Origin of the sequence: Streptomyces melanosporofaciens, from assembly GCF_900105695.1 — a bacterium.
Classification (GTDB): Bacteria; Actinomycetota; Actinomycetes; order Streptomycetales; family Streptomycetaceae; genus Streptomyces; species Streptomyces antimycoticus.
Genome location: NZ_FNST01000001.1, coordinates 429,502 through 454,992, shown reverse-complemented (window position 1 = coordinate 454,992; position 25,491 = coordinate 429,502). Strand labels below are relative to the sequence as shown.

The 25,491-nt window shown below is 67.1% G+C and carries 27 protein-coding genes and 2 pseudogenes; 11 read left to right on the top strand and 18 right to left on the bottom strand.

The genetic code is table 11. From position 1 onward, the window contains the following. Positions 1–295 precede the first annotated feature (295 nt). The 11 genes and pseudogenes from BLV72_RS02315 to BLV72_RS02265 form a co-directional block, all read right to left on the bottom strand. A complete protein-coding gene (locus BLV72_RS02315; RefSeq protein WP_093459905.1) occupies positions 296–1,078 on the bottom strand; it encodes an aldo/keto reductase in 783 nt (260 codons plus the stop codon). Beyond that, entirely contained in the window at positions 1,075–1,671 is a 597-nt protein-coding gene (locus BLV72_RS02310) for an AAA family ATPase (RefSeq protein ID WP_244320574.1), read from the bottom strand. The genes BLV72_RS02315 and BLV72_RS02310 overlap by 4 nt, the downstream gene beginning before the upstream one ends. Before the next feature lie 163 nt (positions 1,672–1,834). Then, positions 1,835–2,269: pseudogene (locus BLV72_RS02305) on the bottom strand (3'-5' exonuclease); the annotation flags it as partial. After that, a complete protein-coding gene (locus BLV72_RS02300) occupies positions 2,266–3,450 on the bottom strand; it encodes a radical SAM protein (protein ID WP_093459902.1) in 1,185 nt (394 codons plus the stop codon). The gene BLV72_RS02300 and the pseudogene BLV72_RS02305, both read right to left, overlap by 4 nt. 26 nt (positions 3,451–3,476) lie before the next feature. Next, positions 3,477–4,040 (bottom strand): nucleoside-diphosphate kinase, encoded by a 564-nt coding sequence (locus tag BLV72_RS02295; protein ID WP_244320573.1) that lies wholly within the window; start codon positions 4,038–4,040, stop codon positions 3,477–3,479. Beyond that, positions 4,037–5,062 (bottom strand): thymidylate synthase, encoded by a 1,026-nt coding sequence (locus tag BLV72_RS02290; RefSeq protein ID WP_093459899.1) that lies wholly within the window; start codon positions 5,060–5,062, stop codon positions 4,037–4,039. The genes BLV72_RS02295 and BLV72_RS02290 overlap by 4 nt, the downstream gene beginning before the upstream one ends. Positions 5,063–5,213: 151 nt before the next feature. Continuing rightward, positions 5,214–5,654, bottom strand: a complete 441-nt coding sequence (locus tag BLV72_RS02285; RefSeq protein ID WP_093459898.1) for a DUF6082 family protein — start codon at positions 5,652–5,654, stop codon at positions 5,214–5,216. A gap of 121 nt (positions 5,655–5,775) precedes the next feature. Then, positions 5,776–6,555 (bottom strand): helix-turn-helix domain-containing protein, encoded by a 780-nt coding sequence (locus BLV72_RS02280; RefSeq protein WP_167746254.1) that lies wholly within the window; start codon positions 6,553–6,555, stop codon positions 5,776–5,778. Between the two features lie 647 nt (positions 6,556–7,202). Then, complete coding sequence (locus BLV72_RS47130) at positions 7,203–7,925, bottom strand: hypothetical protein (RefSeq protein ID WP_143059723.1); 723 nt, start codon at positions 7,923–7,925, stop codon at positions 7,203–7,205. 214 nt (positions 7,926–8,139) lie between these two features. Then, positions 8,140–8,502, bottom strand: coding sequence for a DUF6415 family natural product biosynthesis protein (locus BLV72_RS02270; RefSeq protein ID WP_143059722.1), 363 nt, complete (start codon positions 8,500–8,502; stop codon positions 8,140–8,142). A gap of 77 nt (positions 8,503–8,579) precedes the next feature. Continuing rightward, the gene (locus BLV72_RS02265; RefSeq protein WP_244320572.1) at positions 8,580–9,089 is read right to left on the bottom strand and encodes an ATP-binding protein; all 510 of its coding nucleotides are present in this window, start codon (positions 9,087–9,089) and stop codon (positions 8,580–8,582) included. A gap of 497 nt (positions 9,090–9,586) precedes the next feature. Between BLV72_RS02265 and BLV72_RS02260 the strand changes: the two genes are divergently transcribed. Then, positions 9,587–10,915, top strand: a complete 1,329-nt coding sequence (locus tag BLV72_RS02260) for a hypothetical protein (RefSeq protein WP_244320571.1) — start codon at positions 9,587–9,589, stop codon at positions 10,913–10,915. A 24-nt stretch (positions 10,916–10,939) separates the two neighbouring features. Continuing rightward, positions 10,940–11,500, top strand: a complete 561-nt coding sequence (locus BLV72_RS02255) for a GNAT family N-acetyltransferase (protein ID WP_093459892.1) — start codon at positions 10,940–10,942, stop codon at positions 11,498–11,500. A gap of 21 nt (positions 11,501–11,521) precedes the next feature. Here BLV72_RS02255 and BLV72_RS02250 read toward each other — a convergent pair whose 3' ends face one another. From BLV72_RS02250 to BLV72_RS02235, 4 genes are all read right to left on the bottom strand, one after another. Further along, positions 11,522–11,851 carry a hypothetical protein gene (locus BLV72_RS02250; protein ID WP_093459890.1) on the bottom strand — a complete coding sequence of 110 codons (330 nt, stop codon included), beginning with the start codon at positions 11,849–11,851 and terminating at the stop codon, positions 11,522–11,524. Positions 11,852–12,203: 352 nt separating this feature from the next. Continuing rightward, entirely contained in the window at positions 12,204–12,368 is a 165-nt protein-coding gene (locus BLV72_RS02245) for a hypothetical protein (protein ID WP_208905473.1), read from the bottom strand. 366 nt (positions 12,369–12,734) lie between these two features. Beyond that, positions 12,735–13,094: a hypothetical protein gene (locus tag BLV72_RS02240; RefSeq protein WP_093459888.1), complete on the bottom strand. Its 360-nt coding sequence runs from the start codon at positions 13,092–13,094 to the stop codon at positions 12,735–12,737. A 446-nt stretch (positions 13,095–13,540) separates the two neighbouring features. After that, positions 13,541–14,191 carry a TetR/AcrR family transcriptional regulator gene (locus BLV72_RS02235; protein ID WP_244320570.1) on the bottom strand — a complete coding sequence of 217 codons (651 nt, stop codon included), beginning with the start codon at positions 14,189–14,191 and terminating at the stop codon, positions 13,541–13,543. 142 nt (positions 14,192–14,333) lie between these two features. On the opposite strand from BLV72_RS02235, the gene BLV72_RS02230 reads away from it, so the two are divergent. Continuing rightward, positions 14,334–15,170, top strand: a complete 837-nt coding sequence (locus BLV72_RS02230; RefSeq protein ID WP_093459887.1) for an SDR family NAD(P)-dependent oxidoreductase — start codon at positions 14,334–14,336, stop codon at positions 15,168–15,170. On the opposite strand, the gene BLV72_RS02225 is transcribed toward BLV72_RS02230, so the two are convergent. After that, positions 15,157–16,644, bottom strand: a complete 1,488-nt coding sequence (locus BLV72_RS02225) for an ISL3 family transposase (protein WP_244320596.1) — start codon at positions 16,642–16,644, stop codon at positions 15,157–15,159. The two genes, BLV72_RS02230 and BLV72_RS02225, sit on opposite strands and share 14 nt — an antisense overlap. A 439-nt stretch (positions 16,645–17,083) precedes the next feature. On the opposite strand from BLV72_RS02225, the gene BLV72_RS02220 reads away from it, so the two are divergent. After that, positions 17,084–17,455 carry a hypothetical protein gene (locus BLV72_RS02220; protein ID WP_143059721.1) on the top strand — a complete coding sequence of 124 codons (372 nt, stop codon included), beginning with the start codon at positions 17,084–17,086 and terminating at the stop codon, positions 17,453–17,455. 9 nt (positions 17,456–17,464) lie between these two features. Here the strand turns inward: BLV72_RS02220 and BLV72_RS02215 are convergent. Next, positions 17,465–18,761, bottom strand: a pseudogene (locus BLV72_RS02215) (HAD family hydrolase). A gap of 415 nt (positions 18,762–19,176) precedes the next feature. On the opposite strand from BLV72_RS02215, the gene BLV72_RS02210 reads away from it, so the two are divergent. The 5 genes from BLV72_RS02210 to BLV72_RS02190 all read left to right on the top strand — a co-directional run bounded on the left by BLV72_RS02210 (position 19,177) and on the right by BLV72_RS02190 (position 23,919). Next, the gene (locus tag BLV72_RS02210; RefSeq protein WP_093459881.1) at positions 19,177–19,641 is read left to right on the top strand and encodes a DinB family protein; all 465 of its coding nucleotides are present in this window, start codon (positions 19,177–19,179) and stop codon (positions 19,639–19,641) included. Beyond that, positions 19,638–20,861 (top strand): MalY/PatB family protein, encoded by a 1,224-nt coding sequence (locus tag BLV72_RS02205; protein ID WP_093459879.1) that lies wholly within the window; start codon positions 19,638–19,640, stop codon positions 20,859–20,861. The genes BLV72_RS02210 and BLV72_RS02205 overlap by 4 nt, the downstream gene beginning before the upstream one ends. Before the next feature lie 135 nt (positions 20,862–20,996). Then, positions 20,997–21,410, top strand: coding sequence for a RidA family protein (locus BLV72_RS02200; protein ID WP_208905471.1), 414 nt, complete (start codon positions 20,997–20,999; stop codon positions 21,408–21,410). 248 nt (positions 21,411–21,658) lie between these two features. Continuing rightward, complete coding sequence (locus BLV72_RS02195) at positions 21,659–23,065, top strand: MFS transporter (protein ID WP_093459875.1); 1,407 nt, start codon at positions 21,659–21,661, stop codon at positions 23,063–23,065. Between the two features lie 164 nt (positions 23,066–23,229). Next, positions 23,230–23,919, top strand: coding sequence for a hypothetical protein (locus BLV72_RS02190; RefSeq protein WP_093459873.1), 690 nt, complete (start codon positions 23,230–23,232; stop codon positions 23,917–23,919). Here the strand turns inward: BLV72_RS02190 and BLV72_RS51810 are convergent. Further along, positions 23,887–24,234 carry an ATP-binding protein gene (locus tag BLV72_RS51810; protein ID WP_425288347.1) on the bottom strand — a complete coding sequence of 116 codons (348 nt, stop codon included), beginning with the start codon at positions 24,232–24,234 and terminating at the stop codon, positions 23,887–23,889. The two genes, BLV72_RS02190 and BLV72_RS51810, sit on opposite strands and share 33 nt — an antisense overlap. Here BLV72_RS51810 and BLV72_RS49400 point away from each other — a divergent pair. Continuing rightward, the gene (locus BLV72_RS49400; protein ID WP_244320569.1) at positions 24,157–24,357 is read left to right on the top strand and encodes a hypothetical protein; all 201 of its coding nucleotides are present in this window, start codon (positions 24,157–24,159) and stop codon (positions 24,355–24,357) included. The two genes, BLV72_RS51810 and BLV72_RS49400, sit on opposite strands and share 78 nt — an antisense overlap. A 292-nt stretch (positions 24,358–24,649) precedes the next feature. After that, positions 24,650–25,222 (top strand): CGNR zinc finger domain-containing protein, encoded by a 573-nt coding sequence (locus BLV72_RS02180; protein WP_093459869.1) that lies wholly within the window; start codon positions 24,650–24,652, stop codon positions 25,220–25,222. Positions 25,223–25,491 lie beyond the last annotated feature (269 nt).

Genomic DNA, 25,491 nt, shown 5'->3' with positions numbered 1-25,491 from the left:
TGTCGGCGCCGCGTCTGAACCCAGTCAACGGCGACCCGTCGAAGGACGGGTATGCCGCTCGGCGCTCCCAGGAGGACATTTTGGGCGGCTTGCTCCGGGGCCTGCCCGTTGTGGGCAGGGCCGCACGGCACGAGCAGGTCGCTGCGGAGCTCGGCGAGGAGTAAGTGGCTGGTCTCGACGGGCACAAGTAAAGACACTCCTACCAGCGGCGGCCGCCAGTTCTCGTAGGGAGCTATCTTCCGCATGTGGCGCTGTCGAGCAGTTGGAATCGCGGTGGTCGGTGTGGGTGTTCGCGTCATAACCGCGCGCCCGTCACGACGGTGACGAGTTGGCGGAGGTGTTCCGGTGAGCTGGTGCTGGGGATGGGTGCGACGTGGTTCCCGAGGTGGAGCAGCCAGTTGAGAGCTGCGTCGGTATGCCCCTGCCGTGCGAGAGTGCCGGCGTCGAGGGGCCGGTACGGCACGTAGGGGATGGAGAGGTCGCGGCAGAATTCGAGCGCCGGGTCGTGCCGGTCTCCGCTCATGTTGAGGACGTTCTGCACGGCGGCGACGGTGATGTCATCGGTGACGGTACGGATCTGCTCGGGCGTGACCTTCGACAGGCCGATGTGCCCGATCTTTCCCTCGTCTTTCAGGGCTTGGAGTGTGCCGATCTGGTCCGCGACGGGCACTTCGGGGTCGATGCGGTGGAGGTAGCAGAGTTCGAGCCGGTCCATGCCCAGTCGCCGTAGGCTCGCTTCGACGCAGGCGCGCAGGTAGACGGGGTGGCCGTGCGGGACCCAGGTGTCCGGGGCGGGGCGTGCCAGGCCCACTTTGGTCGCGATCAGGACGTGCTCGGGGTACGGGTGTAAGGCATCGTGGATGAGGTGTTCGACGGTGTGGGGCCCGTAGGCGTCCGCGGTGTCGATGTGGGTGATGCCGTAGGTGTGGACGGCCTGGCGGAGCACGGAGAACGCGGTGGCCCGGTCGGCGGGGTCGCCCCAGATGCCGGGGCCGGTCAGGCGCATCGTGCCGAAGCCGAGCCGGGAGACGGTCTTCCCGGCGAGGGTGATGGTGCCCGCGGGCGGCGTGATGGTCATACGGCGGCCTCCTGGAGGCAGAGCTGAAGGGCGCGTTCGATGGCGCGGGCCTGGCTTTCGTGGTCGCTGGTGACGCGCTGGTGCGGGATCCCGTCCTCGGCCAAGAGGCCGTGGACGTGGCGGTCAACCAGGAGGCGGTAGCGGTGGTCGTAGTCGTGGCTCTGGTCGACGGGTACGTCCGGGTCCAGCACGGTCGCCAGGAGAAGGTCATACTTCGGCGCCTGCGTCGAGGCGAGGAGCCGCAGTCGTTCCCTCTCCAGCCGGTGAGCGTGCTCGCCGCGGTACTCAAGGGCCGCGTGGTAGTACGCGAGAGCGTCGAAGGAGGCGCGGTCGACGAGGACGACGTCGGCGCCCTGGGCTGCGGCGGCGATGTCGTCGGCGATGCCCTGCGTGATGATCCACTCGGTGGAGGCCGCGGTGTGGTGCTGCATTTTCGGCAGGCCGATGGCCGCGGCGCGTTTGGCGAGTCGGCCGGTGCGGGCCACGGTGAGCCCGTGGCCGCGCAGTTCCATCTGGATCCGCTTGAGCAGTGTCGTCTTGCCGGTGGAGTGGGTGCCGAGCACGCCGATACGGATGGGTGGCTGGTGGGTCACCACAGGGTGGGGTCCTCTTCTGGCTCGGGGCGCCCGGCAGGCCGGGCGGCACGGCCGCGGCAACGAGCTGGTCCCAGGTGTCGTAGTGGCGGGCCATGGCGATGAGGAGCTGCGCGGTGGCGTAGGCGTCGTAGGTGGCACGGTGCCGCTGGGCGGGAGCGGCCGTGAGGTCCGGCGCGGTGTGCTTGATCAGCGCGTCAAGGCTGTAGCGGGGCAAGTCCTTGTACGTGGCCTTGGCCAGGCGGAGCGTGTCCAGGACCCCGAACGGTTCCCACTTGGGCAGGTGCGCCTTGAGCACTCGGTAGTCCGTGTGCGCGTTGTGGGCGCAGATCCACGCCCTGCCCAGGAGCCCGTGGACCTGGTCGGCGACCTCCCTCCACGCGGGTGACTGCGCCAGAAGTCCGTTGGTCAGGCCGTGGATGCCGGCAGCGCGGGGGGTGACGGGCCGGGGCGGGCGGATCAGCCACGCCCCGGCCGTGCTGGTGTCCGGCCCGCCGTCGCGAACGGGAAGGGCGGCCACCTCGACCAGGTCGGGCGGGTTGGCGCCATTGCCTTCGACGTCCACGACGAACAGGGCGGGCCAGGTGGCGAAGTTCATGGTGCGGATGTTCCGTTCTCCGCCGGCCAGCCGATGGGAGCCCGGCCATGCCGACGGTAGTGGTGAGGCTTCTCGCGGTCGTGGCACTGGAAGCCGTATCCGTGCTGGAGGTAGTAGCGCGGCGGCTCGTCCAGACCCTCCACGATGATGGCCCGGTCGGTGATCTCAACGGGTCCGGTCGCGCCAAGGGCTCGGGCGCTTGCGGTGACCTCCGCGAAGTCAGGCTTGCGCCAAGCCGAGTCGCACAACGCGACCTGCTTCCGGGGGCAGATGTCGCACAGTTCCCAGATGCCGTAGTGGCCGTTGTAGTCAGCCTCTCCGTGGGCGTAGGCCACGCCGCAGCTCGTCTTGCGGAACAGCGCACCCCATGGGGCGGCGACGTCCTCCACTGTGCGGAAGGCATCGAGCACCCGCCGCTCGGCCACCTCGGGAAGGATCTTGCGCCGGGCGGTGTCCTCGTACGGCACGGGCAGCCCGTGCGCCTGGTAGTAGGCGGCGATCTCCTGGCGGAAGAACAGGCCGGTAAAGACCGTGGCGTGCGCGTGCCGGGACAACGCGCGCGCCCGCTCCAGGTGGGCGTCGGAGTCGTTGAGACCGGGAACGATCGGCCGCCAGTACAGGATGGTGCGGTACCGCCCGGCGTGCTCGTAGAGGGTACGCAGGCTCTCGGCGGCGATCTGGGAGTCCACCGGCTCGATGGCCTCGTGGTCGATGCCGGAGTGGGTGACCAGCACGGTCAGCCGCAGATTCTCGAAGCTGTTGAGGACCTCGCAGTCCTCCGGGGAGACGCGCCAGCGGGTGATGACCAGGACATGGTTGGTCAGGCCCCGGTCGTCCAGGTGCCGCAGCACGGTGAACAAGTGCGGCTTGACGGCCGGCAGCATGGGGTCGGTCGCTCGGTTCAGGAGCTGGAGCGGCGTGGTGTGCGGCCGGAAATACGGATGCTCGACGAGCGTGGTGACTGCCGCCTCGTCGCTCATCAGTCGGCGGGGGACCTTCATCTCGAAGTTGTCGAAGGTGTGGCGGATGCAGTATCCGCAGTCCAGCGGGCAGCCGATGATCCAGTTCAGGGAGAGACCGGACTTGCGGTACTCGATCACCTCCGCCAGGGCGGGCTTCAGCTCGCCTATCGCCTCCGTGGCAAGGATCGGTAAGGGGCGTTGCTGGTACGGCTCGCTCATGATGCCTCCAGTTCGAGGGAACGGCGTCAGTTCTCCGCAGACGTGCGCTGGCGCGGGGCGCTCGGCAGGGAAAGCAGGGCGCGGCGACGAGCGCCGTACCAGGTGCCGAAGTCGCGACGGGCGGAGTCCGGATCATCGCTGGTGTGCACAAGGTTGCGGACCAGGCGCCGCTCGGCGAGCGCCGCGGCCAGACTGTCGTCCCCGAGGTCGCCACGGATGGTGCCGGCCGCGGCCCGGGTGGGGTCGAAGTGCCCCAGGAGCTGACGAAGACGGTGGTGCACGCCTGGTTCTCCGTGGGCCAGTGCCACCGTGGCGGGGCGGTCGGCGTACTCCGCGTCCAGGCAGGTGGGGATGTCGCGGTCCGGGAACCAGTCGGCGTCCACCAACAGGTCCCAGTAGTGCACATGCGCCTGCCACGCCTGAACGGTCAGGTCGAGCCGACCCGACACTGTGACCTGGGCTGCGCCGATCCGGTCCAGGACGGCGTCCACCAGACCGCCCTCGACCGCGTCGGGCTTGCACAGGATGACCGCCCACCGGTCGAAGTCGACGCCTTCGACCACGGTCCCGCTCGGTGGCTTCCGGCTCACTGCTCGCCTCCGTCCAGGGCGGCAGCGCAGGCCGACCAGCGGTGGCCGACGAGCCACCGCAGGCCCGGGTCCAGAGCATCAAGGACATCCGGGTCCACCGTGTCCGCGTGGTCGTGCTGGATCTGCCGATAGACCTCGAACAGCAGCACAGCCTGCTGCCAATAGGGATCGAGGTCCGAGCTCGTGATGTGTGCCGCGCTGTAGTGGGCCTTGTTCGTGCGCAGCACCTCCTCGTGCTCAAGGACCCGCGCCACGGTCGCTTCGGTGGTGCTCGCTGGCATCGCCGCGAAGGGGAACTGGATCGGCGCCGAGCGGGTGACGGCTTCCAGAAGGACGCGGTGGACGCGGTCGGCGTTGCGGTCGCAGATGTGGGCCGAGCCGATGAAGTGGGTGTAGGTGCCCAGCTCAAGGCCGAGTTGGACGGCCGCGAACTCCTGAAGCATGGTGAAGCTGAAAACGTCCGAGAGCAGGCCACAGTCGAGATCGTTGGCCCGCATGTGGCACACCATGTGCAGCCGCTCATCCCGCACCAGGAAGTGCAGCCCGGCGAGGCACGCCATGTCGGGGTTGTCACTGATCGCCAGCTCGTCAGCGGCGAAGACGGGAAGGTAACCCCGCCTACTGTCCCGCTCGCCGCGGAGCAGTTCCATGACGCGGTCAAACGGCGACGCCGTGTCGCCGCTGGCCGGGTTGAAGATCGTGTGGCCGTAAGCGGAACCGCCCAGATGGATACCGTCCCGCGAGCTGGAGCGCATGGACGGCGCGTAGTAGCCGATCATCTCCAGGTCCCTGCGGCCGGCCAGGTACCAGAGTGCTTCGGCGAAGTGGAAGACCGGGTTCACCTTGCGCGCCGCCAGGAAGGGCAGTCGCTGGCGCGGGTCCGACAAGCGGAAGCTCGCGCCGATCACCTCACGGGCGTCGTTTCCACGGGCAGAGATGTGGTGATCGTGATCCTCCGATACCAGCCTCAGTAAGGCCAGGTACGCCTCTTCGAGACCGGGGAGGCTGACGGGTGTGAGCATGATTCTCCTTGGATGTGCAGTCACGGCCGTGGCCGGTCTGCGGGGATGCTGAGCCCGGCCGCCCCTTGCCTCCAAGGAGCGGCCGTCGAGGGCCGCCACGGACCGAGCGCCAGCCCGGCTGTACCGGTTCGAGGCAGCACAGGGCGTTCGGTCAAGTGGCCATCGCGTCAACGGCCACCATGGCCGCGTGCTCGTCGGCCATGATCGTGTTGAAGGCGCGGTCGACGCGGTCCACCGCCTCCTCCTCACGGAAGCCGCCGAGCATCGCCCAGTAGGTCCGGCCTGCTTGGCGTGCCATCACCCATCGCGCCTGGACCCGCAAGGAGGCTGTGTCGAGCAGCCCTGCCCGGAACTTGGCCGACAGGAATGAGATCAGTCGGTTGCAGTGCAGGATCTTCGTGTATTCCTCGTCGGGCAGCTTGCCCGGGGCTGTCCAAATCACCCGAAGCGCGGGGTTGGACAGCGCCTCGGTGATCAGCTCCTGGTGTATCTCCTCGGCATGCAGGGCGAGCCGCTGCCGGTTCTGCCTCTCGGACTGCACAAGATGCGCAATGCCGAACGCGGCGGCGAGAACGACGTATGAGGTCTTCATCCCACACCTTTCGTAGGGACTTCGTGAGCCCGGTACGGGGCGCGGTGCCGCGGTTTCGCGCCGGGAGATTGTGTCCGCTCGGGGCGCCGGGACCGGTGTCGACCGATGCCCCGAGCGGGGCCTATCCGGCAGACCCTGGTCCGACTCGCCGGACGCGGTCCTCCAGCTCCTTGACTGGACTGGTTGCCCCCTGTGCAGAGAGGCGGGCGCCGATGCGGGCGGCGGCCTCCACCGCGCCCTTGATCACCTCACAGTCGTACGAGCCTCCGCGGCGTGTTCTCTGGGAGTGGCTGGACAGCGACAGGACGGCCGCCAGCTCCCCATCGCGGCCGCACACCGCCACCGCCAGAACCAGGCCGTCCTCGTCGGCGCCCTGTACCCAGCCGCGGTGCCGTATGCGGGAGCAAGCAAGGGCATCGTCCCGGGCCCCGTGGTCCCGGCTGAAGCGCCGCCATGCCAGGAAGACACACGAGACAGGGTCTGCATTCGCTATTGCCCTGGCTGAATTGCCCTCACCGCTAGTTGACTTGAGTCGTAGGGCCTCGGCGACGCAGATCCGCTGATCGCCGTACCGCTGATGAAGACGCACACTTGCGCCAGTTGTGGCCCGCAGTGCACTGAGCTCCCGCCGCAGGTCACGATCCGCCATCGCGTGCTGCGCCGCCATTGCCAGGCGGGTCAGCCTGGGACCGACCATGAACTGACCCTGCTGGTCGGCTTGGACCAGGCCCAGCTCCTGCATAGCGAGAACGAGCCGATGCACTGTGGGACGCTTCAGACCGGTCTCTGAAACCACCGCCGGCAGACACGCCGGCCCCTTTTCCAGCACAGAGAGAATCGCGGAAATCTTATTCAGTACGCCGACGCTGCTCGGCAGCACACTCGGAGCAGTAATCGTCATCACCTCCCTTAACAGGATCGCCAGACGGAGCACGTAGAATGGGCCCGGCGTCGCGCGGTCTCGACTTGCCGACAAGCAATTGCCCGGACTGGTCCCGTCAGGAGATTCACCCGCGGTCCCTGACAATCGAGGAGCTGGTTGCGTCATCCCGTGTCGGCCCGAGAAGACCGAACCCCCAACCACGGTCGATGAGATGTGCCTCTGTTTGGGCGCCGAGCAGTGTCATCAGCTCACGCACTACTCTGCGTACGACGTCCGCGCGGACCCCGATATTCGCAGCAATCCACCCCAGCTCCTGGCCACCCGCCAAGCCGCGGAGAACGTCGTACTGTCCGGCGCTGAGCACGATGTCCGCACCGTCGATTGACTCGGGAGGGGAGATCTCCCCGAGCATGTAAGCCCGGTGCACGGCACCCGGCCGTTCGGGTGAGCGGAGCTTGGCCGAGGCATATCTCAAACAGTCGGTCACCCTAGCTGTACACACCCCCATTTCCGTGGCCGCTTCTGCCGGAGTCATTCCGCTCGCTATGAGCTGGAGGGCTTCCCGCTCACGAGCAGAGAGCTTCAGACGGCGTGGCGGTTGGCTGACCACCATGATCCTTTCTTGTTTCGTGCGTATTGGTGCGATGGAACGGGGGATGGACGGCTCAGGCGGCGGTCTGCCCGGTCAGGTCTTCAAGGTCCACGGCCGTGCAGCCGTGGAGCGTGACGACTTCGCGGCAGGCGAGTGTCCAACGAAGTCGCGGGTCGCCGTACGCCACGAGCGTGAGTCGCTCGTCGTGCTCGCCGGGCACCGGCCTGAGGGTCGCGGGCGAGTACACAATCCCGGCCACACCCCAGAGCGTGGTGTCCTCCACCAACACCGCTACAAACTTCCTCCGCACGGAAGGACGGCCCCGTACCTCAAGGGCACAGCCATCGCATACAGGCGGCGTGGCAGTCCTCCCTCCATCTGTGATCGGCCTGCCGGATATCGCGTCCAACAGGAACAGATGCCGCCCACGTCGGTCATCAGCGGGGCGGCCACAGAACTGGCACAGCATGTGATTCATCGCCTGCCGCTGGCGCAAGGCGTGCACACGATCGAGCAGTGGCGCGCCAGCCCCGGGCTTGACCGGCACCCGGATCCACAGTGCGCCCCGCCGGCGGTCGGCGATGCCGTATTCGTCCGCGTAACCGATGCCCATGCCGCCGCGGCCGTGTCGCGTCGTGATCAGGGCCGGGGGCGCATTTTCTCCTGTCCATGGAGCGATGTACGGCACACGCACCTTGCCCGCGAAATACTGACGCGGCCGTGAACGCCGAAGGACAACACTGGAGCAGCCGGGCAGCAGCCCGCCGCCGGAGGAAAGGTGCTGGTCCCGACGCATGGTTCAGTCCTTTCGGATGGTGCTCTCCGCGTAAAGCTCCTCTTCGGCGGCCTCGAGACTCCGCGGGGGAAAACGGGAAGAAATCGCCGACGAGGGAGTGAAAGGTAAGTAGAGGGTCTGCGTCACGCCTTGCCGCCGCCCCTCCCTTCCCGGCAGTTGGAGCAGGGGCGGCGGCCAGCCCCCACCAGACATGGTGGTGGTCCAGTTGACGCGATCAGGAGACGGCATCGATGTGCCCGGTCCGGGAAAGGCGTTCCATCAGCTCGTTGATGGTCCACCCCAGCCGGCGAACGTAGCCAAGGGCCTTCCAGCGGTCGTCCGGGAAGTCTTCGGTATCCAAGGTGCGGGCCCGCTCGATCAGCACAACCGCTTCCTGATCCTTCTCATCCGCGTGGCCGGCCGAAGCGATGCTGAGGAGTCGTATGAGGGTGCTATGAAGGCGATCAGCGAGGCCGACAAGCTCTTCGTGTTCAGGCGCCTCCTGGCCCAAGACATCGGCCAGGTCTTCGAGGATCGCGTCCCAGTCGAGTGGGTCCCAGTTCCGGAATGCGGCCAGGATGCGCTCCAGAGCGTCCACGTCCAATGGAGGTGTCCATTGTGCAACGTCAAGGGGCCTTCTCTGCTTCGGGAGCAGGGTGATCGCCGGTGTAGGCATCAGCGCCTCCGGATGGGAAGGGCACACCAGGTGATAGTGCCGTCGGGGCTGATCCCCCAGGAGCCCCGGTGTTGTTCGGCGATCTGCCGAACGAGGAATAGACCGCGCCCGTTCTCGGCCTCATCACCCGGACGCTGGATCCGCGGCCGACGGCAGGTGTCGTCGCGCACGGTAATCCGTAGAACCTTGGAGACGAGGCGAAGGGTCATGGTGATCTGCGTGCCGTGGCTGTGCCGGATGGCATTGGTGATCAGCTCAGAGACGACAAGTTCCACATCGTCGGCCATATCGGCGAGGCCGCAGTTATCCAGGCCTGCCTTGGCCAGGTGACGCATCGCCGGTACCCGCCGCGCATCCTCTACGGGGATGTGGTCATGGCCGCGTCGGGGACTGATCGGAAAACTCATCCGCATGCCATCGCGGTCAAGGACGTGGGAGAGCGCGGCGGGTTCCCCCGCTGCCACAGTGCAGTGTGCGGCTCCGAACGGCCGGACGGAAGTCGTCTTCATCACGTCCTCTGGGGGTTGCGCAGCACCGAGTGAACGGCACCGACAGATCTGCGACGCAGACAGGGCGGCGGCACCTCAGCGATGCGGGTTTGGAGTCCCCGCCCCTGACCCAGGCAGGTCGGTTGGGCCGCCTGCTCCGGACTGGGAAAGGTCGCCAGCAGACCGTTCCACTGGGTGCCACATGGGACCAAGGCGGCACCCAGGTTCGGGGACTCGAAGACCGCCGCTGGCTGCTCGTACACGAGGGAACTCCTGAAGTCCATGATTGTGCTCGCTCAAGCACTCTCTGCAAGGGCTGTACGAGCGTTCCAATCACGGCTGCACGGCTCTACCCTCGTTCCTCCCTCGTTTCTCAGCCCGAAGTTGACGTCTTCCCTCGTCTCTTCCTCGAACTGTGTGCAGCTCGTCTATGCATCGCCCGTAGGGGCAAGTTACTGGGGGATGGCGTTCTATCGTCGTCGCAGTGACGCGCTGAGGCGGACGGGATGGGAGGCACCATGCGCACGTTCTTCCGGTACATCCTCGAAGAGCAGGACATTCGTACCCTGGACGACTTCCTGCCGCCGTATAGGAAGGCAGCTGCTCAGTTAGGCGCTGAGAACGTAGATCCATCCCGATCAACGTTCGAGGCGTGGTTCTACAACGGACGACGTCCGCAGAAGACCTTCCGAAGGGTCATCGTGGAAATGCTCGGATACAGCATCGCCGATCTGTGGACCGAGGTTCCTGCGGGAACCGTTCCGGACTTTCGCCCCCTGTCCAGCACGTCACCGACTGCACCCCATGCCAATCTCGGCATGGACCTGGATCACATGAAAAGGACGGGCGCGATGGCTGTTCAGCGCGCGAAACAGTTTCTTCTAGGAGCGGACCGCGACAGGGTGGGCGACGACACATTGGGCTTGCTCAACGACGACCTTGTTCGACTCGTCGGCGCATACCCACGGGAGCCCCTGTCCGAGATCTGGACCGATCTGCTGGAGACACAGGAGCAGGTCTTCCGCACGCTGGAGAGCGGCAGGGTTCGGCCATCACAGCTCCGAGAACTCCACTTCAACGCTGGCGTGCTTGCCTTCCTCGTAGCCAAGGGCTTCAACGACATGGAACAGCGCGACCACGCGAGCACGATGGCCCGGGTCGCCGCGTCCCATGCCAGGGATGCGGAGCATGATGGGCTGAGTGCGCTGGTCGAAGGGCTCAAGTCTCTCATCGCGTTCTGGGCTGACAAGCCCACGGACGCTCTGCACTACGCCCGGCAGGGTGGGCACATCGCGGCAAATCTCAAGGGCACTGTCGGTCTGTGGCTCCTAGGCCTTGAGGCGCGGGCGGCGGCCGTCCTGGGAGACGAGGGCACCGTGCGCTCAGCGAATCAGCTGTCCACCGAGCGTCGCGACCGCGTCGTCCTGGACGACCTCGATGAACTCGGCGGTCTACTCACCTACTCGCGAGAGAAACAGCTCTACTACAGCGTGGAGGCTGAGGCTCTGCTCGGTCACGGCGGTGCGCATCTGGCGGCCCAAGCGGAAGACGCTGTACGGGCGTTCAGCGACCCGGAAGCACCGTTCTGGGCCTTCGGTGATCTGGCTGGAACACAGTGCGATCTTGCCCTAGTCCGTCTCCACAGCGAAGATGTGGAAGGCGCTGCAGCGGCCCTCCGACCCGTCCTGGACCTGCCGTACTCGCACCGGAACAATGGCATCATCGTCTCGGCCCAGCGCGTCCGTCAGGCGCTCATGAGCGGGCCCGCTCGCACCGCCATCGCAGCCCGCCAACTTCAGGAAGAGATCGAGATCTTTCCGCCCCGGCGCCCGGCTCTGCCGGGGTAGGGCCTCGCGAGTAAAGTCCCCCGCATGTACCCGGTTAGTCGCTCAAACCAGCGCCTGAATCTCCGTGAACTCACCCTCGAGGATACGGAGGCGGTGTTCGCGATTTACGGCAACCACGAGGCCACAGAGCATCTGTCATTCGAGCCGCGGACCCTCGAAGAGGTGGGCCACATCGTGGCCCACTCCATCACCTCGGCCACAGCGACGCCACGCACTGAGTACGCGGTTGCCGTCATCGAGCGCGACAGCAACCACTTGATCGGGTTCGGCCGCTTGGCCACAGATCCGCACCAGCAGCGCGCGGCCACAATTGGCTTCGCGCTGCACCCGGATGTCTGGGGCGTTGGCTACGGTGTGGAGACCGTACGTCTGTTGCTCGGCCTCGCATTCGAGGACCTGCATCTTCACCGTGTCTGGGGAGCGCGCTCTCCGCTCAACAAGGCTTCGGCGAAGACTATGACGGGCGTGGGCATGGTCGAAGAGGGCATCATCCGAGAGCACATCCAAAAGGGCGGACAGTGGCGCGACTCCGTCGTGCACGCGATGCTTGAGCGAGAATGGGCCTCCCGCCCCCAGCCTGGCTAAGCCATCTGCAGGCTGCCACTCCTATCGGTAGAGGAGTGACGGCACGATGACCGACGTCGCCAGAGCGTTCCCTTCCTCGCCCTCATCCTCGGGGTCGTCGGGGGCCAGGGTCTGACATACGGCTTCGATCTGCAGCTCAATGCCGCGTGAGTTCTCTCGCAGGTCCATGGTCACGACGCCATCGACGGTGACCTTCAGCGGGTCGGCAAGCACTTTCGCTCGCCGCTCCCCCAGCACTTCCAGTGCCACCGCACGAGCAGACCGCAGCCGGAAGAACCGGCGCTCCAGATCGGCCGGGTCTGAGTCCGGTCTGAGCTGCGCCAGCAGCCACGACCGCTGGAACTCATCCACCAGCGCGCCTTCCTCTTGTATCAGAGCGGCCCGCCGCCGAGGTGCTTCGGGTGGCGGGCCGTAGGTCACGGAGACGCGAAGCGGATCGCGAGCGGCGTGGCGGCGACTTCTTCCAACTGCCTCCGCCGGCGCCCTCCGGCTCCGGGTCGACCGTCTTCTCTGCGGTCGGGCCCGGCTCGCCGACCGCGATCGGCTGTGACCCGCATCCCTCGACCGGAGCCTCCCACGCATCGGGATTGATCACCAGCGCGGCGAGGCGCGGTTCGGGCTCTTCTCCAGGCAGGAGGATCAGCTCCTCCCGTGTGGACCGGGTCCTGCACGTACACGGCGGCTTTCAGTCGAGGCACCGGCATCACAAAACCTTCGCCACGAAGTGCGCGCTCGGGGTGAGCATGACCGGCATGCCGACCGCCGCGCCCTTGGCATAGATCTCCACCGGTTTGTCCTGGACCCCGCGGGTGATGATGCCCGGCGCGTCCTCGCGGATGATCTCCGGGTCCGTACCACGCGAGAGCACCAGCGCCTCGGCCGTTACGCCGATCTGGGTGGCTCTGACGTCGTCATTGGGCCTCGCCCGGACGGCTAGAGCTGGCCCCGATTCGTGAAGATCCGTGACGGCTTCAAGTGGCTCCTCCTGGTGACCACCGCCTGGTCAAAGCCAGGCCGGAATGAGGCCGTTTCAAGCCGTCACTTCACATTGTGGTGCCGGCTGGGACGTCTTGGTGGGGCCGCTGAACAACGTCGAAGCCACCGGGCTCGCACCGTGAGGCGGCGCCCTGCGTTTCGAAGGCTCCGGCGCCGCCTTCGGCCCATGTCGCAGGGTTCTGACGCAGCTCCTGCTGACTTCACAGTGCTCTCGCACGCGCCGGGCGTCGAGCAGGTGTCAGCAGTAGGCGCGCAGCCCCCAGACGAGACTCCAGTTGATCTCGGTGGGACCGGAGTCGGCGGGCGCGACATGGTTCACGGAGCCGTAGTAGTCGAACATCTTGACTATGCCGCCTCCGGGAAGGCGGTTGTCCCAGTATCCGACGCCGCTCCAAGGCACCAATGCGGACTCGCCGCAGTGCAGGACGAGCTGGTCGCCGCTGCCGCTGGTGGCGCAGAACGCGTCGGGCACGGTGCACGGAGCCGCGGCCGCACGGCTGGTTGAGAAGCTGTCGGTGGCGGCGGCGCCGGTGGTCATGCCTGTCAGCGCAGCGGCCGAGAGGGCGAGGACGGTGAGGGCGGTGCGTGTCTTGCGCATGTGTGCCTGCTTTCGTGTGGGTCCGGTTGCTGTGGTGGCAGCGTGCTGGAACGGGTGTGGGAGAACCTGGGGCGAATCTTGATTGTGCCGGTGGTCGGCGGTGCGTACCACGATCGGGCACGCTGGGCCTTGTGGCAGCACTGCGCCTACGTACGCCTAACGCTTGAGGCTTGCGGCCTACCGCGGCGCAGTCCCGTCTGCGGCGGGCCCTTGCGGTCCTGACGGACATCGGCGACTCACGCGCGGCCGCCGTCAGCACCAGGCTCGATCACCTCACCTGGCTTCGACGTTGTTCAGCGGCCCCACCAAGACGTCCCAGCCGGCACCACAGTGTGCGCTCCCCCGGCGGGTGCCCCTGCGCCTCTTCGTAGTCCCAGCAGGATGGGCAGCGCGGTTGATGGGGCTATTTGAATCTGGTTCTGTCAGCGATCTGGTGAACGCCGAAATCAGCCGAGGCTGCTAGGACTGGGCAGCGGTGTCTGGCGCGGCTGGGTGCGAAGCCCGTCGAGAATGATCGCCAGATAGCGTCGCCAGAGCTCGGGACGTTCCCCGGGCAGGGCCATGATGGCGTCGATCATTGCGGCGATCGGTGCGATGTCGGTCTCGGTGACCCCATCGCGCAGCGCACCTTGAGTGCGGGCCCGTGCCACGAGGGCCTCGCAGTGCGATGTGATCTCCCGCCGCGCTCGGGCGAGGCCGGTGCCCTCGACGGCGCCGTGACGCATCAACTCGCGCAGCCCGCGGTTATGCGCGGCCCGCCCCAGGGCTCCCTCAAGGAAGCCGGCAAGAGCGGTGAAGGCGTCGCCCTCGGCCCGGGCCTTTTGTGCCATTGCCGCGATCTCGTCGAGCTCTTCGGTGAAGACGGCCTCCGCGAGCGCCTGCTTGTCGGGGTATTTCCGGTAGACGGTGCCCACTCCGAGCCCGGCGTGGTGCGCGACGTCGTTGAGCGTCGCCTGCAGTCCGCGTGCGGCGAAGACTTCGCGCCCGGCTTGGAGGATGCGTTGGCGATTGAGTTCGGCATCCCGCCTCAGCGGACGTGCCCCTGCCGCAGCAGGTTCCTCTTCCCCCCTCTGCCTGCCCATGAACTGCCCTTCCAACGACGTGATCGATCCGTAACTGGATACATCATATCCGCTTCATGCTACGGTCCTGACAGAACCGGATAGCAGATATCCGGATAGTTGGTCGGGGTGCCGCACCGCCCGTCGTCGCACAGCTCGGAGGGAAGGAGAGCCAGGGATGCAGACCGTGGTCATCACCGGAGGAACCGACGGGCTTGGAAAGGGGCTCGCACTGCACTACCTGCGCCAAGGAGCGCGCGTAATCGCCGTGGGCAGCACGCCCGCCAAGGGCGAGGCCCTTCTGGCCCAGGCGGCGACGGTCTCGGCCGTTGGCCGCGCGGTCTTCCTGCAAGCCGATCTGACGTCGGTCGCGGCGGCCAGGGACCTGGTTGCCAGGATCGAGGGCACCTGTTCCTCAGTGGACAAACTCGTTCTGTGCGCCCAGCGGTACCGGCTCTTCGGCTCGCGCACTGTTACCCGCGAGGGTTTCGAGCACAGTTTCGCCCTCGCCTACCTGAGTCGCTACGTCCTCAGTCACGGCCTGCGCAAGGTGCTGGAGTCCGCGCCACAGCCGGTCATTATGAACGTGGCAACTCCCGGTGTCCCCTTGGGCCGGATCCACTGGGACGATCTGCAACTGGCGCGCCGCTATAGCGGCTTCAAGGCCACGCTGCAGTCCTTCCGTGCCAACGACCTGCTCGGCGTGGCCTTCGCCGCCCTGCATGCCGACACCCCGATTCGCTATGTCGGCTACAACCCGGGCGTGGTGTCGACCGGCATGCCCGGCGACCTGCCACAACCGCTCCGCGCCCTCACCAAGGCATCCTTCACCCTGTTCGCCACTTCGGTGACGAAGGCTGTCACGCCGATGGCCTCTCTCCTGGACGAACCACCAGGCGAACGCTTCACCGCCTACCGCGCCACGCGCAAGCTGCCCTTGGAAGGCCCGGCGTTCGACCAGGCCAGCGGACTGCGCCTGCACCACCTCACGCACAACCTGATCAACGCGGTGTGAGGATGCGGGCTCGCAGAAGCTCGAAGGATGCCCGGCCGTACATGCTCCTCTTGAGGAGCTTGACTCTGCAGACATGGCCCTCGACCACGCCGGAGCTGTGGGCGAGGGTGAGCCCGGCGGTGACGGCGTCGAGGTCCTGGCGGAGGAAGCTGGCGAAGGATCGGATCGACGGCTGGCCGCATCGTTCGGCCTGCCGGATCCACTCAGTGAGGAGGTGGCCGCGCCGGTTTCGGACCAAGTCGCTGAAGGCGCGGGCGAGGTCGCACGCTTCAGTGGTGTCCGGGCAGGCCAGACGGACGCGTTCCAGCTCAGAGGCTTGACGAGGCGATAGCTTCTCGCGCGGTCGCATGATCCATCCGCAGATGGTGCGGGGGCTCGGGACCGGTGCCGGGGCTGGAACGGCGGTGCCGTCGCGCAGGGTTCGCACGTAGCGGGAGAGTGTCGAGTAGCCGCCGGAGAAGCCACGTTCGCAGATCTGGTCGTACAACTCTTTGGCGCTGGTGTGGCCAGCGGCGAACTGGGCCTGCAGGTAGGGTTTGAACCGGTCGAGGGGCACGTTCCTGCGGTCGCGGGCTGAGGCGAGCAGAACGTCGAAGTCGGTGTCACGGTAGCGGCGGACGGTCTTGCGGTCGAGGCCGAGACGGCGAGCGATCTCGCTGACCGGAAAGCCGGTCTCGACCATGCGGTTGATCACCTCATGTCGGCACCGGATCCGGTCCACGATAAGCGTGGTCGGCAGGAGTTCCAAGGTGGGCTGCTGTGGCTGGGCCTGCTGCTGGTGTTCAGCGTATTTACGCAGGCAGCCACGGTGCTCATGGCAGACCCGTTCGACGGCGAGTGACAGGTTGCGCAGCAGGTGCCAGCGGTCAGCTACCTCAGTGGCGTCAGGGGCGGCCTCCCTGACGGCGCGGGAGTAGGCGCTGGCCCGGTCACGGCACACGACCTCGGCACCGGGATGGCCGCGAAGCCACGCGGCCACCGTCTCGGACCTCCGGTTTGGCAGGACGTCGACGAGCTGGCGGGTTTCGATGTCGACGAGGATCGTTCCGAAGCGGCGGCCGCGGCGGAAGGCGAACTCGTCCACGCCAAGCACGCGTGGGGCCCGGTCCGGCACGGCCGGAGCGGGCAGGTGCCCAAGAAGCCGCATCCGACCTGCTGGAACTGAGAGTTTCCGGCACAATCGAGCTCCAGGCCGTCCGCCCAGTTCGGCCGCGATGGAGCGCAGCTCGGTTCGCAGGCTGAAGCTGGCCCGCTGATAGGGCTCGCTCACACCGTCGATCTGCTCAACGAACGTCCTGCGCGGGCAGTTTCCGGTATCGCAGAAGAACCGGCGTACGGTCAGCCGGAGCAGCACCGGCCTGCCGGCAACGGGGCGGTCATCCAGGTGCCGACCATAGCGGCTGTGGACCCGACGGGATGAGACACCGCAATCCGGACACGATCTCGACAAGCATGTGCTGGACAGCTGGACCATCCTCCCGTCCACGAGCTCCTCCACACGCTCCACCCTCACACCGGCAGTCCCAGGGAAGAACACGTTCTCAGCCGATAAGTACACATCCCCCATGACCAGGGGATTCCCGGCGATGCAGCCGATTGACCTTGGCGTTCACGAGATCGCTGACAGAACCTTGAATCTCCTCACCTGCTGCTCAGCCGTGGGGCAAACCTGCTCTGTTGATCTCCCCACCCTTCGGGTGACCTTGTTCGGTCCTTTTGCGTGATGTTGCCCGGCGTGTCGAATGGGCCTGGGTGTGTCGTGGAGAGCCGGCGTGAGCTACGAGTTCGGCCTGGTCGGGGGCGTGAATGCTCACGCGGGAGCAAGAAGGGAACCCAGCCTCGCCGAGTAGTGCCGGCTCCGAACTGAGAGATACACCGCTGCACGACGACCATGGTCCGAGCAAGATGGCACCGTGGACACGACTCGAAGCGGCCCCGTTGCAGATCTCGTGCACTGGCGCGGCGAGTTGGCCGATCTCATCCAGACCGTTGGGCAGAGCGAAGCGAAGGGGACTGTCACCTTCAGCCGTAGCCATGCCGCAGCCGCCGTGACAAAGGTAGCCACCGGGCTTGCACACTCCGATGAGCTCGTCGACTGGGCGAACGCGGTCCACTTCGAAGACGGAGTGGACATCGAAGACGGGCACGAAGACCTGCTGACACAGTTCCTCCTTGAGATATCGACTCCCGAGCTCTTCGAACCGATCACCGTCCCGGTCTGTCAGCGATGGCTGCACATCATTCGGGCATCGCTCGCATCAGAAGCGGAAGCGACTGGACGTTAAACAACAAGCTCAGCCTCCGTGGACCGAGTCCTCCTTGTCCGGGATCACACCGCCGTCCTGTCGCCGCACAGGGCCCAGCGTGCCGTCGGGGTTGGTGTATCCGGTGGTGGAGCAGGGGTAGGCGGCTTCCTTGCGCGGCAGCGGATCGATGAACATGGGGTTGATCAGCCAGCTGCCGGCCGCGTTGTCGTAGGCCCGGCACATGATCTCGTTCTTGTTCCGGTTGAGGACCAGGCCCGCGCCGGTGGCATCGCCGACCATCGTCACATCGGTGTCGGCGTCACCCGCGCCGATCACCAGGCGCTTCTCAGGAGGCTGCTGCTTCCAGGCGGCGGGGCCGGTGACACCGAAACACCTTCTCGTTGAGCCAGCAGCGCTTGCCCTCGATGTACGGCATGACCTTGCCCCTGCTGTCGGGTTCGCCACCGCACCCTTCCTGGGTGTAGGTGACCCGCCCCTGACGGTCGACCAGGTTGCGGATGGCGAGGGTGCGTTGGCGGTCGGCGCCGACGCCAGGTGCCCAGGCGTTGGTGACCGGAGTGCTGCCGGCTGAATCCACCCACACCTCGCAGCCCGCCTTCTTCAGGACCCGGATCAGGTCCTTGATCTGCAGGTTGTAGCGAGCGTAGGCGTGCAGGGTGTGGCTGCCGACCCGCTGGGTGGCGCCGATGGGCGCGGCCAGTGCCTCGACCCGGGACTTCCGCGCATAGGAGGTGACCACAGCCTCGGTGTGGCCTGCGAACAGCTGAGGCACCCAGGCGTATTGGGGAAGGGTCCGGCGGCTGTTCCACTCGCCCGCGAATGCATTGTGGCCGTTCATCAAGGTGGCCTCGCTACGGATGGAGAAAATCTCGTCCGTGCAGGCGGTGTCGGTGGAAGTCGGCAGTGCCGCACCGACAGGCACGTCCGTGCCACATGCCTCGGTCAGTGTCCGGTCGGCTTCCTCGGTCAACCAGGGACTGGTGTCGGACCAGCGGGCCGGTCGCAAGACCTTGTCGTGCTTGAGAGCCCAGGCGATGGCGAGGTCGGTGATGTCGTTCTTGGTGACGGTGTTGTCCCAGTCGAAGGCGGCGACCGGCCGCTTGCCATGACGCAGGTGCGGGTTGCCGCATGTTCCGTGCCCGTCGATCACTCGCTGAAGCTGCTCCCTGTTGTCGCCGTACCAGGAGAGCGAGGAAGAGAGGCGGGGGCAGTGGGCCCGTCCGGCGGCGGGCTCCGACGCGTACGTGGTGCCCGCTGGAACCAAAGACGTCAGTACGGCGACCGATGCAAGCCCGAGGACGGCACCCAGGGGAGCAGTGCCCATACGGTGACTCTCCTTCACATCGAGGACGGTGAGGACGACACGTTCGTACGACGGACGGCAGAACGTCTCGTACCGTACGCGCAACGATCACCCAGGTACACCTCTGAGCAGCGAGTCAGAGTGCTGGCGGCTAGCACGACTCGCCGGGCGCCTGAAGCTCCACGAACTCGGTCACCGCCACATCGCCGGATACCCGCACACCTGGTCCTGGACACCGGTCCATGAGGTGCCGCGTCTCACGATCGTCACCTGGTTGACTGGTTACGCAACCGCGGATTAGCCTGCGACCGTCACCAGCCGTCCGCCGAGGGTCGTGTCACCGCACACCCGGCTCCCCCACGCCCTCGCTCGGCCGCGCCCCATCGCCACGGCCTGATCGCGTCATGGCCCTGACCAGCATCCTCATGAGGAACCCATGGAACTGAACGAGTACCTGTACTTCCTGCGCCGCGCGTTCAACGGCATGATCAGCGCACTGGAGGAACTGGGCGACGAACTCGCCAACACCGTGCCCCCGCTGGCCGGGGCGAACAGCCCGTTCGCGGTCGCCTACCACTGCACTGGCGTGGCCGATTACTGGATCGGGCACGTCATCGCCGGCAGGTCCGTGGGCCGGGACCGGGCCTCGGAGTTCACCGCCGTCGGGACGGTCACCGATCTCAAGAGCACGGTGGACCCGCTGTTCGATCGTCTGCGCGACGACCTGCGGGGAGTCGACGCACAGGCGGCGCCCCGCAACGTACCGCCCGCCTCCTTCGAGGGCCCCGACCGTCCGCTGAGCTGTGCCGGCGTTCAGCTGCATGTGCTGGAGGAACTCGCCCAGCACCACGGGCAGGTACAGATCACCCGGGACGTCTTCCTGAACGGAACGGCGCGATGACTCATACGCCCCCTGTCCCGGGAGCCCCGGCCGCCGAGCCTCGCCATGTCCCGGGCTTCGATGACCTCGGCCGGGACTGGCTGCGCAACCGCCCCGGGGTGAAGTGGCACCGCGTGGATCAAACGGTGCTGCCCGCCTGGGTGGCCGACATGGACTACCCCATGCCGCGGGCCGTCGCCGAGGCTCTTCACGAGGCCGTCACCTACGGAGATCTGGGCTATCCCGACTGGCCCGACGGCAGCCCGCTGCGCCGGCTCTTCGCCGAGCGCATGACGTCCCGTTACGGCTGGGAGGCCGCTCCATCCCGCGTCCGCGAACAAACGGACCTCATACAGTGCCTGCAACTCCTGCTCCACCTGGCCACTTCCCCAGGGGACGCCGTCGCCGTCCAGACGCCGAACTATCCCCCGTTCCTGGCCACGCTGAAAACGATGCGACGTCCCGCCGTTCCGGTGCCCTTGATCCAGACTGACCAGGGCTGGCACATGGACTTCGCCGCGCTGGCCGACGGTGTGGCCCGCCACGGCTGCAAGGTCCTCCTGCTGGTCAACCCCCACAACCCCACCGGCCGGGTGATGACCCGGGACGAGCTCGAGGAGATCGCCGCCATTGCCCGACGGCACGACATGCTGGTCATCAGCGACGAGATTCACTCCGAGCTGAGCCATGCCCCCCATCGGCACATCCCCTTCGCGTCCCTGTCGCCCGACGCCGCCGCGCGGACGGTGACCATCACCTCCGCGACCAAGGCGTTCAACCTCGCCGGCCTGCGCTGCACCGTCACCCACTACGGCCCCGACCGGCTGCTGGCCACCCGCGACGCCCAGCCACCGGACCTGTATGGGACCGTCTCCACCCTCGGTGTCGTCGGTACCCAGGCGGCCTGGCGACACGGGGATCCCTGGCAAAAGGAACTCCTGACCGTCCTGGACCGCAACCGCCATCGTGTCCACGACGTGCTGCGCGACCGGGTACCGGCACTGCGCCACTGGCTTCCCGAAGCCACCTACCTCGCCTGGCTCGACGTCCGTCGGCTGCGGCTCACGGAAGATCCGGTCCAGTACGTGCTCCGCCAGGGCAAGGTCCTCCTCGACGGCGGGGAACCCTTCGGCCCGGAGTCCGACGGATATCTGCGGCTCAACTTCGCCACCTCGGCGCAGGTGCTGGACGAGATCCTCGACGGCGTCAGCACCGCGCTGGCCCCCCTCCAGGAGCGCTGAGGACGCGGCGCGGCAAGCAGCCACCCGTATCGGCTGTATCGGCCCCGCGCCGTCCCGCGCCCCATCAGCGGGCCGGGATACCCCACGACATGTCTCCCGATCCGGACCAGAGCCGAACCGAAGAAGGAAATCTCTGTGAGCGATCCACGCACGAAGACGGCCATAGTCCCCGCCACCCACTCGGGCGCGACAGGCCCGTACTCACCCGGCAGCCGAAAGGGCGACATCCTCCAGACCGCGGGCCAACTGGGACTGCCGCCCGGCGCCCCCCATCTCCGCTCGACCGATCAGTATCCCAACTTGGCCGCCCAAGTGCTTCAGGCGCTCGACAATGTCACCGCGGTGCTCACCGAGGCCGGGTCGGGCTGGGCAGACGTGATCATGGTGCGGGCGCATCTCACCGACACCGCCCACTTCCGGGAGTTCAACACTCTGTACTCCGAGTACCTCGCCACCGAGCAGGGCTCCCTCCCGTCCCGCACGACCGTGTACGTGGGCCTGCCGGCCGGATGTCTCGTGGAGATCGACGCCCTGGCCGTCCTGGGGTGACACCTCCTGTGCCACGGGCCGTGCTGCCGCAGGCCGGCCCGTGGCGATGGGGCCGTGCTGTGGCGCCGCCAGCTCCGCGGCCCCCATCCATAACGACGGCGTAACCTCGAAGCAGTAATTCCGTCACCGTATTGACAGGTGTCGCAATCGACGGCACGTTTACCCCAGCCGCCACCCCATAGAGGGGTGATGCTCATCGTGAATGCCTCTTCACGGGCCTCGAGGCCCGTCATCCGCAGAGGAACCCCATGACCCACACCGCATCCACTCCCCCTCCCGGCGGTCGAGTGCCGCGTCCGGCAACGGAGACGTCCGGCGCCGGCCAACTCGCAGCCAGACTCGAGCGACTGCCATGGTCCGGCTATCAGCGAAAGCTGCTGCTGGTCGTGGCCACGGCCTGGCTCTTCGATTCCATCGACCTCGCGTCGCTCACCTTCATGCTGTCGCCGATCAGCACCGAATTCGCACTCGACCACGCGCAGGCCGGCCTCGTGGGCAGCACGAGCTTCCTGGGCATGCTCGTCGGAGCGGTGGTGGCTGGCGCACTGGCGGACCGGGTGGGCCGCCGACGAGTCTTCCAGTGGAGCATCATCGTCTGGGGCGTCGCCGGCATCGCCCTGGCCCTGTCGTGGGACTTTTCCAGCCTGTTGGCATTCCGGTTCCTGCTGGGCCTGGGCATGGGGGCCGAGTTCCCCGTTGCCGCGGCACTGATGGCCGAGTTCCTGCCCGCCGAACGGCGCGGACGCGGCGCGGCGATTCTGGAAGGCGCGTGGCCGGTCGGCTTCGTCCTGGCGGGCACGCTGGCGTACTTCATCGTTGAGCCACTCGGCTGGCGCGCGATGTTCGTCATCGAGGCATGTCTGGCCCTATGGGCCCTCGTGATCCGGAGGTTCATCCCCGAGTCGCCCCGCTGGCTGGCCACTCACGGCCGGTACGCGGAAGCGGAGCAGATCATCACGGAGATCGAGAAAACCGTCGAAGCCACCACCGGCAAGCCCCTGCCGGAACCGGCGGGCCCCGTCATCACCACCGCGTCCGGCCCGGAACGCGGCGGAATCCGCGATCTGTTCTCCCCCTCGTACCGACGGCGCACGCTGTCCCTGTGGGCCGTCTGGTTCTGTATTCTCCTCGGCTACTACGGACTGACAACCTGGCTCGGCGGCCTCCTCACCGAACGCGGCCTCGACGTCATTCACAGCATTCAATACGTCCTGCTCATGGCCCTGTGGGGCATCCCCGGCTTCCTGTCCGCGGCCTATCTGGTCGAACGCGTCGGACGGAAGTTCTGCCTCGCCGGATACACCGTGGCCTCGGCAGTGGCCGCTTATGCCTATGGACAGGCGGGCGACCGGACCGAGCTGATCCTGACGGGCTCGATTCTCCAGTTCTTCTTCTTCGGGATGTGGTCCGCGCTCTACGCCTACACCCCGGAACTGTTCCCCACCCGCAGCCGGGGCATTGGGATGGGGACCGCGACCGCCGCCGGCCGGCTCGGCGCGGTACTGGGCCCGACGCTCGTTCCGATCATCCTGAACGCGGCCGGAGCCACAGCCGTCTTCACCATCAGCGCGGGCCTCTTCCTCATCGCCGCGTCGGTGGTCGTGGCACTTCTGCCCGAGACCAAGCACACCGTCCTGGAAGACATCTCCGGATAGGGACGCCGGATCCGAAGACCGACGTGACGCCGCCCCTGCGAGCACGGCACAGCCACCTTGCTCGCGGGGGTCCGGCGCGCGTCTGTGCTGACAATCGACGACATCGGAGGGTGGGCGCTGTGGGGCGTTGGTGGCGCTGGCGGAGAGTGGCTTTCAAGGGAAGGGTGACCCAGGCCGAGTTCGCCCAGTTCGCCTCACGGGAGGGATGGTGGTACTCGGGCTCACAGGAGCACGAGTGGTTCGGCTCCGCTCACACGTGGGACACGGTGGAAGGTCTCGTCATACGGTTCTTCACTGGTGGTCCGGTGCCCGTGCCGTTCGCCGAGGTGAGCGCGGACGAGCCGGAGATGTGTCAGCGTGCGATGGCCGACGCGGAGGCCGCCGCCGTCCGGGCCTTCCCCTGCTTCTCGGTCGCGGATTGCCTCAACCTGGCGCGGGGCTCAAGCGGTGGGGCGACGGTCCGGGCGCTGAACGGCCTGGCCGCCGTAGTACCCGACCGCTACTCCCGCGCGGTGGGAGAAGTCGTGATTCCGGCGCTCTTCGCGCCCGAATCAACGGTCCGGTCGGCAGCACTGCGGGTCGTCAGGATGGCGGCGTGGCCCGAGCTTGTACGACCGCTCGCCGCCGCGGCACTGACCGAACCCGACGAGGAGGCCGCCCGCCTCGCCCGCGACATCGTGGCCGACCTGTCCGGGGCGGACGTCCTGACCTTCCTCGTGCGGCCGTCAGCCGACAAGGAGCCGACGACCGACACCGGCCATCGACCGGACGACGACGCGCAGCGGACCGCCGGCCAGGCACGGCGGTCGCGGCAGCCCGGCTCAGCCCAAGAGATCTTCGTCTGGACACCCTGAGTTCCGGCCCGATACGCGAAGGCCGACGCGCACCGTGTGGGAGTCGGCCGTCTCGCGGCACTCGATCCATTCAGTCAGGTACTCGACGATGGACAGCCCCCGGCCGTGCTCGTCTCCGCACTCGTCGGATCGGCCCGTCGTGGACGATGGGCGGGCAGCTGGTGCGCCCCAGTCAACGACTTCGAGACTCAGCCGTCGGGCATCCAGACGCAGGGAGACGCACATGCTGGCCCTTCCATGCACGGCCGCATTGCCGACGAGCTCGCTCACCACGAGGACCGCGGAGTGCAGGTCGTCGTCGGCCACGCCCCACAGGTCGAGCTGAACGCCGACGAACCGACGCGCCTCCGGGACCCGGCAGGGCTCGGCGGGCAGGGTCATCGCCGCCTGCTGGGGTTCCCCGCAGAGCTGACCCCGGCCATCGGATACGTGGGGTGACGAATGCGTCACGCCGGGGGCTGAAAGAACAAACATGGGAAATCCGATTCGGAACGGAGCCGAACTCCAGGGACTTTCGAAAGCTCAGCCGGATCGATCGACAACCTCTACGTCACCAGCTTGTGTAGTTACTTCTGGTTGCCAGTCTTCCTCCCGATTTGTCACCTGTCAATAGGGTGACGAAGGTGAAGTGGGTTAGAGGGGAAGAAACCAGAGACTGAGCGTGTTTGGGGGGTGACGTCGTTCGCAGCCCGCTCTCGACACGGGAGACGTCACCTGTCAATATGGACGTGTGGATGAGTTCGTCTTTGTGAGTGGTCGGCTGTGCCTCGATCTGGCGGGCACCAAGCTGTGGCGGCGGAGTCTTCGCACGGAGCTGCTGAACTCCCCGGATGACATGCGGCGCTGGGTCCGCCAGGCGGAGCTCCTGGATGATCCAGGCCCAGTGGACGCCCGCGCGTTGGAGCGGCTACACCGTCTGCGTGAGGCGGTCTACACGCTCGCCGCTTCCTGGCCCCCGAGCGACCACCCGGACGCCGATGTCGGTGAGGTCCTCGCGGAAGTGAACGAAGCAGCCCGGCTGCCACTGCCGAAGCACCAGCTCGAGGCGTCGGGCCGTCTGACCCGGACCGGCAGTGTGGACGAGGTACTCGGTGCGGTGGCCCGCGACACGGTGGACCTGCTGAGCTCGGCCCATTTCGCGCGGATGAGGGAGTGCGCCAACCCGGACTGCACCCGTCTCTTCGTCGATCTCTCGCACTCCGGCGCCCGACGATGGTGCGGGATGGCCGAGTGCGGGAACAGGCACAAGGCCGCCAGCTACCGGAAGCGGAAGAAGCAAACCGCGGTCGAAGCCGCTGCCTGATGAGGGCAGGTCCTTGCCTGCGAGGACCTGGCGGCGTTCACGACGGCCTTTGCGATCACCTGGGGAGCGCGTACCGCGTGGCCCCTACCCGGAGGGTGCTGCCGTTCAGTCCGTCGACCGCAGCGCACCGGTGGGGGACGGAGGGGCGGCGACACACAGCGCCGGACCGACGGCGCGCACCGCGCGATCGCGCGGTGCGCGCCATCCGCGGGCGCTCTCGCGGTTTTGGCGCGTTCATGCACTATTCGCACACCTCTGCTCACCACACA